Raw genomic sequence first — 13,361 nt, forward strand, 5'->3', positions numbered from 1 at the left:
ACGGCATGGGGACGGAACAGGGGAAACGCACCCGCCCGTGGCGGCTCGTCGCGGTGTGCGCGATCGGCTGGGGGCTGTTCACGGCCGTGGTGCTGCACATCATCAGCTCGCACGACCCGGTGTACGACACGCTGTCGAGCTACACCGTCACGGACCGGGGCGAGGGCATGCTCGCGGCGAGCGTGCTGTCGCTGGCCGTCGGCTCGCTGGCGGTGCTCGGCGCGCTGCACGTCGCGGGTGTGCCGCTGTCGCGGACGACGCGGCTGCTGCTCGCGCTCTGGTCGCTCGGGATGGCCGCCGCCGCGGTGTTCCCGGCGAGCTACCCGGAGGCGCCGAACCCGCTGAGCGGCGAGGTCCACCTCTACGCGTGCCTGGTCGCGTTCTGCAGCCTGCCCGGCGCGGCGTTCACGTTGCTGGAGCCGCTGAAGGGGCGGCCGGAGCGCGTCTTCGTCGTCCGCGCGCTCCGGCTGAGCGCGGTCGCGTTCGGCCTCTTCGCCCTGAGCTTCGTGTTCGTGCGGCTGAGCGAAGCCGGCGTCGAACCGTTCCACGCGGTATCGGACGTGGTGCCGATCGGCGTCACGCAGCGGGTGTTGCTGCTCGCGGACGTCGTGCTGCTGTTCACCTTGCTGCGCGTGGCGACCCGGCTGGAGTCAGCGTTCGACGGCCGCCGCGAATTCGGGCGCGTAGCCGTACAGGCCGGGCATGCCGCCGGTGTGCAGGAACACCACGTGGTCGTCCGGGGCGAAGTGCCCCGCCCACTCGATCAGCGCGGCGGCCACCTTGCCGGTGTAGACCGGGTCGAGCACGACGCCTTCTGTGCGCCCGAACAGCCTTAGCGCGTCCCAGACCGCGTCGGTCGGGATGCCGTAGCCGGGGCCGAGCGTGGAATCGCCCAGCCGGACGTGGTCGAGCGACGGCGGATCGACGCCGAGCAGCTTCGCCGCGCCGGAGGTGAGTTCCCGCAGGTTCTCGGTCGCCTCGTCGAGCGGGTGGCTGACGCAGGCGACGCCGACGCCGAGGCCGCCGAGCAGCCCGGCGGCCAGGGCCACGCCGGCCGCGGTGCCGCCGCTGGCGTGCGGGACGACGAGGTGGGCGCGCTCGATACCGCGCTCGGCGAGCTGGGTCGCGAGTTCGTGGGTGGCGCGGACGTAGCCGAGCGCGCCGAGGTCGTTCGAGCCGCCGACCGGGACCATGGCGATCTTCCGGCCTTCCTGCGCGGCTTCGGCGACGAGCCGGTCGTACGTCCGGCCGGTCTCCTCGCCGTCGGCGCAGACGTGGACGGTCGCGCCGAAGAGCCAGTCGAGCGGGATGTTGCCGGAGTGCTCGTACGCGTCGCCGTCGCGCGGGACCTTCGCGGTGAGGACGAGCTCGCAGCGCAGGCCGAGCTTCGCGCAGGCCGCGGCGGTCTGCCGGCCGTGGTTGGTCTGCAGGGCGCCGAAGGTGATGACGGTGTCCGCGCCGGCTTCGAGCGCCGCGCCGAGGTGGTACTCCAGCTTGCGGAGTTTGTTGCCGCCCGCGCCGAGCGGGTGGACGTCGTCGCGCTTGAGCAGGAGGTTCGGCAGGCCGAGGGCTTCGCCGAGCCGGGGCGCTTCGTGCAGCGGCGTCGGCCAACCACCCAGGTCGACGCGGGGCACGGCGTCCAGCGCGGCGGTCGGGAATCGGTCGAAGTCGAACGTCATCGGCCCTCCAGGCTCGGTTGTCCGCCCACAGTAAAGCGGGAGTGGCCGGAGACCGCCGGTATCCGGTAACGTTCGTTCGAACGAACGAGAACCCTCGGGGGCAGCCATGACCGCGACACCGAAGACCGGGCTCGACTTCACCGGGCTCGCCGCGCAGGCCGCCCAGCTCGCGGCGGGCGAGGTCACCGCGGCGGAACTCACCGCGGCCGCGCTCGGCCGGGCGCACGCGAGCCAGCCGACGCTCAACGCCTTCCGCTACCTCCGCGACGACGACGCCCGGGCCGACGCCGCCGCGGCCGACCGGCGGCTCGCGGCCGGTGAACGCGGGCCGCTGCTCGGGGTGCCCGTCGCGATCAAGGACGACGTCGACCTCACCGGCCTGCCCACCGCGTTCGGCTGTCCCGGTGAGTTCCCCGCCGCCACCCGGGACGCGCCCGCCGTCGCGCTCCTGCGCGAGGCCGGCGCCGTGATCATCGGCAAGACGAACACGCCCGAGCTGGGCCAATGGCCGTTCACCGAAGGGCCGGCCTTCGGGACCACACGCAACCCCTGGGACCTCGGGCACACGCCCGGCGGTTCCTCGGGCGGGAGCGCGGCCGCGGTGGCGTCGGGGGTCATCGCGGCCGCGCTCGGCTCGGACGGCGCCGGCTCGGTGCGGATCCCCGCCGCGTGGACCGGGCTCGTCGGCATCAAGCCCCAGCGCGGCCGCGTCCCCACCGACGGCGAGCTGTTCCACGGCCTGACCGTGCTCGGCCCGCTCGCCCGCACCGTCGAAGACGCCGCCCTGCTGCTCGACACCACCGCGGGCACCGGGCGGACGTTCCGGACGGCCGCGGCCCGCGAGCCCGGGCGGCTGCGGATCGGCCTGTCGACGCGGATCCCGTTCACCGCCACCAGGACCCGGCTCGACCCGGTCGTCGAAGCCGCCGTGCGCCGCCTCGCCGAATCGCTCGCCGGGCTGGGTCACGAGATCGTCGAGATCGAGCCGGACTACGGGCTGATCGGCCTGACGTTCCTGCCGCGCTCGCTCACCGGCGTCCGCGACTGGACGCTGCGGGTGCCCGACCGCGCCGGGCTCGACCCGCGCACCCGCAGCAACGCCGGTCAGGGCCGGCTGCTCGCCGGGCCCGCGCTGCGGCTCGCCCGCGCGCTCGAGCCGGGGCTGCACCGCCGGATCGGCTCGGTCTTCGGCCGCGTCGACGTCCTGCTGACGCCGACGACCGCGACCCCGCCGCCGCCGATCGGCACCTTCGACGGCCTCTCCGCCTGGGAGACCGACCAGGCCATGATCGCCGCCTGCCCGTACGCTTGGCCGTGGAACGTGCTGGGCTGGCCGGGGGTCGGCGTCCCGGCCGGGCGCACGGCAGGCGGGCTCCCGCTCGGGGCCCAGCTGCTCGGCCCGTCGCACGCCGAGGAGCGGCTGATTTCGCTTGCCGCGCAACTGGAAGAGGTCGAGCGGTGGCCGGAGCGGCATCCCGAGACAAGCTGGTAAGCACCCGGGAAGCCATCCTGCGCGGCGCGCTGACCGTCGTCGGCGAACACGGCGTCGGCGGCCTCACGAACCGCCGGATCGTCGCCGCCGCCGGCGTTTCGCTCGGCACGCTCACCTACCACTTCCCCAGCCAGACGGCGCTCCTGCGCGAGGCGATGCTGCTGTTCGTCGAGGAGGAGACGACCAAGCTCGGCGCGATCGTCGACGGCCACCGGTCGGCCGGCCTCAGCCTCGAGCAGGCGGCGACGATCGTCGAGCACGTGATCGCGCAGCTGCCGTTCGGCGCCGACGAGCTCGGCGCGCACGAGCTGTACCTCCAGTCCGCGCGCGACCCGGAGCTGCGCGAAGCGTCTTCGCGCTGCTTCGCGGCGTACGACGAACTCGCCGTGACGATCCTCGAAGCGCTGGCCGTGCCGGAGCCACGACGGCTGGCCGGGCCGGTCGTCGCGCTGATCGCCGGACTGCAGCTGCGGCGGCTGGCCACCGGCGACACCGCGACGCCGATCGCCGAGCCGTTGATGATGCTGATCCGCGGCGCTTGATGGCCCGGCCGATCGTGCGCGGGACAGCCGCGTGGAAGTACTTCGGCGACTTCCGCGACGGGCTGCTGGCCGGGCAGGTCCTGGTGCTGCAGGTGGCGCACCCGGTCGTCGCGGCCGGCGTGCGCGACCACTCGAACTACACGGAAGACCCGTGGACGCGGCTGATGCGCACCGTCGCGTCGCTCGCGATCTACGTCTACGGCGGCGACGCGGGCGCGCGCGTCGAAGCCGAGCGGTTGCGTTCCCTGCACCGCGGCTTCACCGGCGTCTCCGAGGGACATCGGTACAGCGCGCTGAACCCGGCCGCCTACGCCTGGGTGCACGCCACGCTCGTCAAGGCTCCCGTTGACGCGCAACGGTTCTTCGGCCGTCCACTGTCCACTTCGGAGCTGGACGAGTACTACGCGCAGATGTGCGACATCGGCCGGCTGCTGGGCGTACGCGAGCAGGACCTGCCGCCGGACTGGGCCGCGTTCGAGCGTTACTACGACGGGATGGTCGCGGGTTTCGAGCCGAACGCGACGCTCGAAACGCTCTTCGAGACGTTCCGGACGGTCCGGAAGCCGGTCTCGTGGCTGCCGGACTCGTGGTGGCGGCGGCACGTCCGCGGCCAGCTGTTCCTGATCAGCGCGACGCTGCCGCCGGCGGTCCGGGCCCGTCTCGGTCTACAGTGGACGGACCGCGACCAGCGGTGGTTCACGCGGTTCGCGGGCCTCGTGCGGCTGGCCTGCACGCCGATCCCGGCCTGGCTGCGGACGGCGCCGATGCGCTGGGTCGGGAAGCTGAACGTCTGGTTCCGCGCCCATCCCCGCGCCTACCGGTTGCTGGTGCGCCACGACGACGGCCCCGGCGCGGTCGTGAGTGGTAATTAGGGTTCTAACCCTCTTTACCACTCACGACCCCTTGGTGACCCGGGCGTAGTGGGCGCGGGCTTTCGCGCGGTTTCCGCAGCGGGACATCGAGCACCACTGGCGGTTGCGGCGCGGCGAGGCGTCGCTGAAGCGCAGGCCGCAGTCGTCGGCCGCGCAGACGCGGACCGCGGCGTCGCCGGTCGCCAGGTCGATCGCGTCCGCCGCCAGTGCCGCGAACGCCGTGGCCACCGGGTCCTTCGGCGGCGGGACCTCGCGCCGCGCGCGACCGTCGACGAAAGCCAGCCGCGGCGGGGGCGCCGGAGCCGCGGCGGCCGCGTTGTTCACCAGGTCGACGTCCATCTCCGCGGGCACCTCGGCGAGCAGCACGCGGTCGATCGCCTCGCGCAACGCCTTCGCGGCCAGGACGTTCCCGGCCGTGACCGCGCCCGCTGTGAAGCCGGCCAGGCCGAGCCACTCGGCCAGCGCGTCCGGACCGGTCAGCAGCTCGACGCCCTCGGTGTGCCGGGAGCGTCGTGTGTTGACCAGGTCGAGGCACGCGCGCCCGCCGTCGAAGACCCATTCCATGCCGCCATCCTAACCCTTGAATGCGGTTAGAACCCCGCGTACCGTCTAACCCCATGAACCGGTTAGAGAGCATGGCGACGGTGAACGACCTGCGGATGCACTACCTGCGCGCCGGCGACGGTCCGCCGCTGTTCCTGCTGCACGGCTGGCCGCAGACGTCGCACTGCTGGCACCAGGTCATGGCACCGCTGGCCGAGACGCACACCGTGATCGCCCCCGACCTGCGTGGTTACGGCCGCACCGACAAGCCGAAGTCGGGCTACGACAAGCGCACCATGGCCGCCGACGTCGCCGCGCTGGCCGAGCACCTCGGCTACGAGCGAGTCGCCGTGGCCGGGCACGACCGCGGCGGGCGCGTCGCGCACCGCTGGGCGCTGGACCGCCCGGACCAGGTCGAACGCCTCGCCGTGCTCGACATCGCGCCGACCCGCGCGATGTGGCAGCGCCTCGACACCGGCGTCGCGAAGGCCTACTGGCACTGGCTCTTCCACCTCCAGCCCGACCTGCCGGAGCTGCTGGCCGGCCAGAACATCGCCGGCTACCTCGGCTACTTCTACGAACGCTGGACCTACCAGCGCCACACGCTCGACCCGGACGCCGTCGCCGAGTACGTGCGCGCGTTCTCCCAGCCCGGCGCGCTGCGGGCCGGCTTCGACGACTACCGCGCGTCCTTCCCGGACGACGCCGGGCTCGACGACGCCGACTTCGCCGCCGGAAAGCGGCTCACCCAGCCGGTTCTCGCGCTGTGGGGCGCGAACGGCCTGCTCGGCACGCTGCCGACGCTGGAGATCTGGCGGGAGTACGCGACCGACGTCATCGGCGTCGCGCTCGCGGAGTGCGGCCACTTCCTGCCCGAGGAGCAGCCCGGCGAAGTCGTCTCCCACCTGCGGAAATTCCTGAACCCCTGAGACCCCCGGGGGTCCGGGTCCCCCGGGGAGGGGACCGAGGTTCCCTCGCCGCCGTGACGCCCGCCACCCCGCGGCGTCGCTAGGTTCAGACCACGATGGGGACCACACCTAAAGCGACTTTGCTGCTCCTGCTGGCCTTGCTGGGGATCACGCTCGGCACGGGGACCGCGCGCGCCGACGGCGCGCCGACCGGCGCCGACGTCCAGGTGGCGCAGACGCTCGGCGCGCGCGAGCTGACCGTGATCATCCGGCGGGTCGACACGACGCCGTCGCCGCTGCGGGTCGACGTCGTGACGCACCGGGGCACCGCGCCCGGCACGCTGCACCTGGCCGTCGCGGCCGACGGCGTCGTGACGTCGCGGGGTGACGTCGTCCTCGGCGCCGAACCGGGCGTGTACGCGGGGACGCTGCAGGTCGGCAAGCCCGGGCCGTGGCTGCTTTCGCTGAGCGACGGCACCGGGCCGGCCGCGACGATCCCGTTCCTCGTGCCCGCGCGCGTCGTGCCGCCGTGGGAGAGGGCGACCTACGGCGGGTTCGTCGCGGCGGGGGTGTTCCTGCTGCTCGCGCTGGTCGTCGGGGTCCGGGCGCGGCGGACGGCGTTCGCGCTGATCCCGGCGGGCGGCATGGTCGCCGCCCTCGCCGTCGCGGTCACCGGCGCGCTGCTGTCGGCGAGCACTCCCCCGCCACCCGCGCCCGGCAGCCAGCTCGACCCGACGTTCGACAACGTCACCGATCCGTACGCGAACGCCCAGTTGTCCACAGTGGACTACTCACGGCCGCCGGTGAACCTCGCGGTGCACGCCGAAGCCGGTGACCTGCGGCTGGCGCTCACCGACGGCGCCACCGGGCTGCCGGTCGACGACCTGCTCGTCCACGACAACGCGCTGGTGCACCTGGTCGTCGTCTCGCCGTCGGGGCGGATGAGCCACCTGCACCCGGTGCGCGTCGGCCCCGGCGACTACCGCGTCCGGCTGGCCGATCCGGAGGCGGGCACGTACGCCGTGGCCGCGGAACTCGTGCGGCGCGGCGGCGGTGTCCAGCTGGCCCGGTCCACAGTGGACGTTCGGGGCACCGCCGCGCCCACGCCCGAACCACCCGGCGCCGGCCCGCGCACGGTCGACGGCACCCCGGTCGACCTCACGATCTCCCCCGGCACGCCGACCACCGTCACCGCGCACTTCCCCACCGGCGACCTCCAGCCGTGGCTGGGCATGCTCGGCCACCTCATCGTCGCCGGGCCGATCACCGGGCCGGACGTCGGCGCGGCCGCCGCGAAAGCCCCGACGTGGGCACACGTCCACGCCATGATCCCGCCGGTCGCGGGCCAGCTCGACCGGCCCGACGAGACGGTCGCGGCGTACGGCCCGGACGTCAGCTTCACCTACACCTTCGCCGCACCCGGCCGGTACCGGATCTGGCTGCAGGCCGAACGCGGCTACCGCGTGCTCACCATCCCCGCGGTGGTCGACGTCCCGACGACAGGAGCCGCCCGATGAAACGCCCGACGTTGCTGATCACCGTGGTCGCGCTGGTCGTCGCGGCCGGGGCCGCCTGGCTGCTGTGGGGTGGCAGCGGCGCGAAACCCACCACGCAGCAAGCGACTTCCGGCCCGTACACCGTGCAGTTCTCCGCGGACCAGCCGCGCATCGGCGGCAACACGTTCGCGGTGGCGGTGACCGGGCCGGCGCCCGAAGCCGTCACCGTCGCGCCGGTCATGGCGCAGATGGGGCACGCGCTCGCACCCGTGGCCGCCGGGCCTGACGGGCCCGGCCGCTTCCGCGCCGCGGACGTCGGGCTGCCGATGTCCGGGCAGTGGGAGATCACCGTTTCGCTGCGCGGCCCCGGCGGGCCCGCGCAGGTCGTCTTTCCGTTGCTGGTCAAATAAGAAAGGTCGGGGGAAATGGATCTCACCGCATCCGGCGTGCACACCACGTCGGTGGCGAAACAGGCGCGAACGGGGTTGCTGCCGGCGAACGTCGTGCTCGGCGGTTCGCTGTTGTCGCTGGTCGGGCTGACCTGGGACATCCAGTGGCACAGCGACGTCGGGCCGGACACGTTCTTCACGCTGCCGCACCTGTTCCTGTACGCGGGCAGCGCGGTCGTCGGCCTGGCGAGCCTCGCCGTCGTGCTGCTGACGACGGCGGCGCGGCGCGCGGGCCGGCCGGTCGACCCGCGGGTCGGCGGGCGCGTGGTCAACGTGTTCGGCAGGACCTTCGCGGCCCCGATCGGTTACCTGGTCTCGGGCGTCGGCGCCGCGACGTTCCTGGTGTACGGCCTCTGGGACCAGTGGTGGCACGGCCTCTACGGCTTCGACGCGGTGATCGACTCGCCGCCGCACATCGGCCTGCTGCTGTCGATCACGGTGTCGCTGATCGGCACGACCGCGGTGTTCGCCGCGGCCCGCGAACACCGCTGGGGCCGGGTCGGCACGCTGGCGTCGCTCACCGTGCTGCTCACCTTCGGGCCGGTGCTGGCGCTGGGGTTGCAGCAGGTGCCGGACGACTACGCCGACGCCGTCTCGATCGGCTGCTCGATGATGGCGGTGCTGCTGGTCGCGGTCGGCGCGGGATTCCTGCGCCGACCGGGTGGGGCGCTCGGCACCGCGGCGATGGTCGCGGTCGTGCAGGCGGTCTTCTGGTGGTTCTCGCCGTGGGCGGCGCAGTCCTACGCCGACCTCGTCGGCCTGCCGATGCGGGACGCGATCTCCGGCGTGCCGGAGATGCCGGCGCTGACGCCGATGGCGTTGCTGCCGGTGGCCGCGCTGATGGAGCTGGGTTACCTGCTCGGCCGGCGTCGCGGCTGGCCCGTGGGCCGCGTTTCGGTGGTCGTCGGCGGGGTCGCCGGGCTGCTGATCGGCCTGAGCCTGCCGCTGCAGCGCGCGATGCTCTACACCGGCGCGCACGTGCCGCCGGTCTGGTACCTGACGACGACCGCCGTGCTCAGCGCGGCACTGGGGCTGCTCGGCGGGTTCGCCGGGTGGCGGTTCGGCGGGATGCTCTGCCTGCTGGCGCCCGCGAAGAAGGGGGAAACCGCTGATGCGTAAGGCACTTCTGGCCTTGGCCGCCGTGGCCGGGCTACTGTTCGCCGCCGAGGCGCCGGCGAACGCGTACGAGCCCGTCAACATCGTGCACACCGAGCACGTGCAGGCCGGCCCGTACGGGATGACCATCGGCTTCAGCACCTGGCCGCTGCGCGCGGAGCAGTCGCTGGACTTCACCTTCATCCCCGACGGCGGGATCGCGGACAAGTCCGGCACGCTCACGATGATCAACCCGGAGGGCGGGAAGAACCGGATCCAGGCGCTGGTCCGGCACCCGCGCAAGCGCGAGGTCTGGGGGCTCGACGTCCGCTCGATGCCGCGGCCGGGCGACTGGACGTTCCGCTTCGTGGTGAACGGGCCGGCCGGGCCCGGCACCGGCGACCTGCGCGCGCTGCCGGTGCTCGAACAGCCGGGGCCGCCGATGGGACTGAGCTGGGCGATCAGCACGCTCCCGCTGATCGGGCTCGTGGTGATCGTCGTGCTGGCGTGGCGCCGGACCCGTGGCCGGTTGCGGGGAGGGGAGCTCCCGGCAATCGGGTGAGATATCGGTCACATACGGCAGTCACCCGTATCCACGCCGTCGCGAAGGCCTCCTTCTCCGTAGAGGGGAAGGGGGCCTTCGTCACTTTCTTACACGGTCGGGTGATCATCATCACCCAGTCAAGGGATACGTCAGGCGGGCAGGTCGAACTGCCCCGCCTTCACGGCGACGAGGAACGCTTCCCACTCGGCGGAGTCGAACACGAAGACCGGACTGGTCGAGAGCTTGGTGTCCCGGACCCCGATCAGGCCTTCCCGACCCAGGTTGACCTCGACACAGCTGCCGCCGTTGGGCTCGCTGGCGAACGACTTCTCCCACGCGGCCTCTTCGAACAGGGACACGGCCGTGCTCGGATCGTAATCCGCGAACGACGGATAATCCGCCATGGGTCGTACCTCCGTGGATCGATGGGGGGCGCGGCCGCAACCTGGTCGAAGGTACCCGCTCCCGGCTACTCAGTGTCTCAATGGAGCAGAGTGCAGGGCCAAGCGGGTGATCAACTAGCTCCGGCCTCGACATGAAGATTATTCCAGGAGTAGGATTAATCGCATCGGCCGGGGGCGGCGCTGTCGGTGAACGACAACCCGCATGCGGCGGGCGGCACGATCGCCGCGCCGGCCGCGCACAGCACACCATCCACCATCGCAGTACCTCATGGGGGAGGACCAGCGTGATCGTCGAGGACAGTGCGCCACCAGGCGTCGTCGTCGTGGGCAGGCTCGCCAAGGGAACCGCCGGTGAAGCCCGCCGGGTGGTCCACGTCTTCGGCGTGGAGGCCACCGCGGCCACGAGTGCGCTGATCCGTACCAAGTGCGGGGAAGCGCTTTCCCGCACCGATGTCGAATGGCTGACCCCCGGGGTCGGCATGCCTTGTGAACCCTGTCTCGGACTGACCACCGGCGAACCCGCCAGGTCACCGCGACGAGAGCTGGGGGTGTAGACGATGGCCGTCCGGTTGAACTCGCTCTTACGACGTGAAGAAGAACACCGCGGCCGCCGCGGGATCGCGGCCGAACTGCGGAACCGCTTCGGTTTCAGCCTGATCCAGGCGCCGCTGCGCAAGACCACCACCTGGGCCACGGACCTCGACGTCCCGGCCCGGCACTCCGACGGCGTGCGCACGACGCGCCCGCTGGAGACCGCGATCGACCTGGCCCCGCTGCTGCGCGGCGGCCGGATCGGCTCGCGCGCCTGACTGCGTTCCACCACCACATCATGAAGGAGCCCCGGTTCACGACGAACCGGGGCTCTCGCCGTTCCCGGGCCTGAAAGCCGTGAAGGCCTCCTTCCCGGCCATAAGAGCCGGTAAGGAGGCCTTCACGGCTTTTCGCCGTTGCGGGCCTACGGTTTCCGCAGCAGAAGGGCGCCGCGGCGGAACCGCTCGCCTTCACCGGGTACGCGGTAGACGCGACCCGTCTCGACGAGGCCCGCGTCCCGGGCCAGCCCGGCCAGCTCGTCGAGCGGCCACCGGTAGGCCGGGGTGACCGCGTGGTCGAACACCGTCAGCGGCTCGCCGTCGGATTCGAAGCAGCCCAACAGAACGTGACCACCCGGCGCCAACGTCCGGGTGAATTCGGCGAAGTACCCCGGCACCTCTTCGGGCGGCGTGTGGATCATCGAGTACCACGTCAGGATCCCGGCGAGCGAGGCGTCCGGGACGTCCAGCGCCGCCATCGACCCGACCTCGAACCGCAGATCGGGCGCGGCCGCCCGGGCCAGCTCGATCATCGCCGGCGACAGGTCGACGCCGAAGACGCCCACGCCGCTGTCCCGGAGGTGCGCCGTGAGGTGGCCGGGCCCGCAGCCGAGGTCGGCGACGAGCCCGGCGCCACGCACGTGGTCGGCGAACGCGGCCAAGGCGGCGTTGTCCAGCGGCGAAGCGTCCCAGACCTCACGGACGAACTCGGCGTACCGGACGGCCATCGCGTCGTAGGCGGCGGCCGTCACGCTCACGGCTTGCGGCCGAGGCCGCAGATGTGACCGCTGAACGCCGGGTCGTTCGCGAGCTTCTTCGTCGCCCGGGACTCGATCTCCTCCGGGTGCCACTCCGGCAGGTAGACGATGCCCGGCTCGACGAGCTCCAAGCCGTCGAAGAACGTCGTGAACTCCGCCTTGCTGCGCAGGTACAGCGGGGTGCTCGACTTGTTGTACTGCTCCACGATCGACGCCCGGCTGTCCGAGTCGGCCAGCGCGTCGAGGCCCTCGGTGGTCAGGTGCGAGGACAGGAAGTACGAGCCGGACGGCAGCAGCGACAGGTACTTCTGGATGGTCTCGGCCACCGGCTCGTCCTTGCCGAGGAAGTACAGGACGCCGACGATGATCAGCCCGATCGGCCGGTTCGGGTCGAGGACGCCGGTGTCGAGCGCGCGCTTCCAGATGTCGGCCGGGTCGCGCAGGTCGCCCTGCAGCACCGCGTGCCGGCTCGCGACGCCTTCCTTCTCCAGCAGGATCTGCGAGTGGGCGACGGCGACCGGCTCGTTGTCGACGTACACGCACCGCGCGTCCGGGTTCACCTCGGCCGCGACCTCGTGCACGTTGCCGACCGTCGGGACGCCGGAGCCGAGGTCGAGGAACTGGTCGATCCCGTTGCGCGCCAGGTAGCGCACGCCGCGGCCGAGGAAGTCCCGGCCGACGCGGGCGACCGTCCGGATCATCGGGAAGGTCTTGACCGCCTGCTCACCGAACTGCCGGTCGATGGCCCAGTTGGCGTCGCCGCCGAGGAACCAGTCGTAGATCCGGGCCGCGTTCGGCCGGTCGAGGTCGACGCCTTCGGGGGCTTCGGGATCCTGCGTCGTCATGCGTTCCGTCCTCCAGGCTTGCGGCCGACACCGCCGACCACGCTCGCGAGGGGGACCGTGGCGGCGCCGGGGTCAGGGCGCCACTCTCCCACAGGCACGATTCCCGGCTCGACCACGTCGAAGGTACCGAAGAACGCGGCGATCTCGTCGAGCGAGCGGGAAACCGCGGGCGAGCTCGACCGCTCCGACAGCTTCACGAGCCGCCGGATCTGTTCCAGCTCCGTACCGTCGACGCCGGATTCGGTCGCGTGCGACAGCACGTACGCCGATCCCGGCGCGAGCAGCCTCCGGTAGTCGCGGATCGCCTCGCGCACGCCGCCGGCGTCGGGCAGGAAGTGCAGCACGGCCACGCTGAGCAGGCAGATCGGCTCGTCCGGGTCGAGCACGCCGGTGGCCAGCGCGGCCGCCCAGACGTCCTGCGCGTCCCGCAGGTCGGCGTGCAGGACGGCGTGGCGGCCGACGTCACCGGCCTCCTCCAGCAGGATCCGCCCGTGCGCGACGGCCACCGGCTCGTTGTCGACGTACACGCACCGGCTGTCGTCGACGTGGTCGTCGGCCACCTCGTGCACGTTGCCCGCGGTCGGGATGCCGGAGCCGAGGTCCAGGAACTGCGTGATGCCCTGGGAAAGGCAGTAGCGGACGGCGCGGCCGAGGAAGTCGCGGTTGCCCCGCGCGAGGGCGCGCGCCAGCGGGAACGCCTGCAGGGCCAGCTCGCCGTACTGCCGGTCGACCGCCCAGTTGGCGGTGCCGCCGAGCGCCCAGTCGTAGATCCTCGCCACGTTCGGCCGTTCCAGGTCGACGGCGTCGGGGAGGAAGTCGGGGTCCACGATGTCCCCTTCGGATGACGCAGCCGGTGGTGGGTTCGGGCGCAACAGCAGCACTCTACCGAAAGTTGTTCACCACTTGGCCGCCTCGCGGGGCCGTT

16 protein-coding genes and 1 pseudogene are annotated in these 13,361 nt (G+C 72.5%); 11 read left to right on the top strand and 6 right to left on the bottom strand.

Going from position 1 to position 13,361, the window contains the following annotated elements; all coding sequences use genetic code 11:
• Positions 1 to 5: 5 nt before the first annotated feature.
• A pseudogene (locus OG570_RS08995) lies at positions 6 to 569 on the top strand (DUF998 domain-containing protein); the annotation flags it as partial.
• 81 nt (positions 570 to 650) lie between these two features.
• On the opposite strand, the gene OG570_RS09000 reads toward OG570_RS08995, so the two are convergent.
• Positions 651 to 1,679 (bottom strand): D-cysteine desulfhydrase family protein, encoded by a 1,029-nt coding sequence (locus tag OG570_RS09000; protein ID WP_326956208.1) that lies wholly within the window; start codon positions 1,677 to 1,679, stop codon positions 651 to 653.
• 106 nt (positions 1,680 to 1,785) lie between these two features.
• Between OG570_RS09000 and OG570_RS09005 the strand changes: the two genes are divergently transcribed.
• The 3 genes from OG570_RS09005 to OG570_RS09015 are packed head-to-tail and all read left to right on the top strand — an operon-like array spanning position 1,786 to position 4,585.
• Positions 1,786 to 3,171: an amidase gene (locus tag OG570_RS09005; protein WP_326956209.1), complete on the top strand. Its 1,386-nt coding sequence runs from the start codon at positions 1,786 to 1,788 to the stop codon at positions 3,169 to 3,171.
• Positions 3,138 to 3,713 (top strand): TetR/AcrR family transcriptional regulator, encoded by a 576-nt coding sequence (locus OG570_RS09010; protein ID WP_326956210.1) that lies wholly within the window; start codon positions 3,138 to 3,140, stop codon positions 3,711 to 3,713. The genes OG570_RS09005 and OG570_RS09010 overlap by 34 nt, the downstream gene beginning before the upstream one ends.
• Positions 3,713 to 4,585: an oxygenase MpaB family protein gene (locus tag OG570_RS09015; protein WP_326956211.1), complete on the top strand. Its 873-nt coding sequence runs from the start codon at positions 3,713 to 3,715 to the stop codon at positions 4,583 to 4,585. The genes OG570_RS09010 and OG570_RS09015 overlap by 1 nt, the downstream gene beginning before the upstream one ends.
• A 21-nt stretch (positions 4,586 to 4,606) precedes the next feature.
• On the opposite strand, the gene OG570_RS09020 is transcribed toward OG570_RS09015, so the two are convergent.
• Positions 4,607 to 5,149, bottom strand: coding sequence for a CGNR zinc finger domain-containing protein (locus OG570_RS09020; protein WP_326956212.1), 543 nt, complete (start codon positions 5,147 to 5,149; stop codon positions 4,607 to 4,609).
• A 53-nt stretch (positions 5,150 to 5,202) separates the two neighbouring features.
• Here OG570_RS09020 and OG570_RS09025 point away from each other — a divergent pair, with 53 nt between their 5' ends.
• The 5 genes from OG570_RS09025 (at position 5,203) to OG570_RS09045 (ending at position 9,638) form a co-directional block, all read left to right on the top strand.
• Entirely contained in the window at positions 5,203 to 6,057 is an 855-nt protein-coding gene (locus OG570_RS09025) for an alpha/beta fold hydrolase (RefSeq protein ID WP_326956213.1), read from the top strand.
• Between the two features lie 95 nt (positions 6,058 to 6,152).
• Positions 6,153 to 7,553 carry a hypothetical protein gene (locus OG570_RS09030; protein ID WP_326956214.1) on the top strand — a complete coding sequence of 467 codons (1,401 nt, stop codon included), beginning with the start codon at positions 6,153 to 6,155 and terminating at the stop codon, positions 7,551 to 7,553.
• The gene (locus tag OG570_RS09035) at positions 7,550 to 7,942 is read left to right on the top strand and encodes a FixH family protein (protein WP_326945820.1); all 393 of its coding nucleotides are present in this window, start codon (positions 7,550 to 7,552) and stop codon (positions 7,940 to 7,942) included. The genes OG570_RS09030 and OG570_RS09035 overlap by 4 nt, the downstream gene beginning before the upstream one ends.
• A gap of 15 nt (positions 7,943 to 7,957) precedes the next feature.
• Positions 7,958 to 9,100 (top strand): hypothetical protein, encoded by a 1,143-nt coding sequence (locus OG570_RS09040; protein WP_326956215.1) that lies wholly within the window; start codon positions 7,958 to 7,960, stop codon positions 9,098 to 9,100.
• Positions 9,093 to 9,638: a hypothetical protein gene (locus tag OG570_RS09045; RefSeq protein ID WP_326956216.1), complete on the top strand. Its 546-nt coding sequence runs from the start codon at positions 9,093 to 9,095 to the stop codon at positions 9,636 to 9,638. Before OG570_RS09040 ends, OG570_RS09045 begins: the two co-directional genes overlap by 8 nt.
• A 131-nt stretch (positions 9,639 to 9,769) precedes the next feature.
• Here the strand turns inward: OG570_RS09045 and OG570_RS09050 are convergent, their stop codons facing one another.
• A complete protein-coding gene (locus OG570_RS09050; RefSeq protein WP_247060194.1) occupies positions 9,770 to 10,024 on the bottom strand; it encodes a DUF397 domain-containing protein in 255 nt (84 codons plus the stop codon).
• Between the two features lie 284 nt (positions 10,025 to 10,308).
• Here OG570_RS09050 and OG570_RS09055 point away from each other — a divergent pair, with 284 nt between their 5' ends.
• The gene (locus tag OG570_RS09055; protein WP_326956217.1) at positions 10,309 to 10,578 is read left to right on the top strand and encodes a hypothetical protein; all 270 of its coding nucleotides are present in this window, start codon (positions 10,309 to 10,311) and stop codon (positions 10,576 to 10,578) included.
• Positions 10,579 to 10,581: 3 nt separating this feature from the next.
• Positions 10,582 to 10,833, top strand: coding sequence for a hypothetical protein (locus OG570_RS09060; protein WP_326956218.1), 252 nt, complete (start codon positions 10,582 to 10,584; stop codon positions 10,831 to 10,833).
• Positions 10,834 to 10,979: 146 nt separating this feature from the next.
• Here OG570_RS09060 and OG570_RS09065 read toward each other — a convergent pair whose 3' ends face one another.
• From OG570_RS09065 to OG570_RS09075, 3 genes are read right to left on the bottom strand one after another with little or no spacing between them, the layout of a single operon-like run.
• A complete protein-coding gene (locus OG570_RS09065) occupies positions 10,980 to 11,585 on the bottom strand; it encodes a class I SAM-dependent DNA methyltransferase (RefSeq protein WP_326959934.1) in 606 nt (201 codons plus the stop codon).
• Between the two features lie 2 nt (positions 11,586 to 11,587).
• Positions 11,588 to 12,436 (bottom strand): SAM-dependent methyltransferase, encoded by an 849-nt coding sequence (locus OG570_RS09070; RefSeq protein ID WP_371827616.1) that lies wholly within the window; start codon positions 12,434 to 12,436, stop codon positions 11,588 to 11,590.
• Positions 12,433 to 13,263 carry an SAM-dependent methyltransferase gene (locus OG570_RS09075; RefSeq protein ID WP_442788257.1) on the bottom strand — a complete coding sequence of 277 codons (831 nt, stop codon included), beginning with the start codon at positions 13,261 to 13,263 and terminating at the stop codon, positions 12,433 to 12,435. The genes OG570_RS09070 and OG570_RS09075 overlap by 4 nt, the downstream gene beginning before the upstream one ends.
• Positions 13,264 to 13,361 lie beyond the last annotated feature (98 nt).

Source organism: Amycolatopsis sp. NBC_01286, assembly GCF_035982555.1.
Taxonomy (GTDB): Bacteria; Actinomycetota; Actinomycetes; order Mycobacteriales; family Pseudonocardiaceae; genus Amycolatopsis.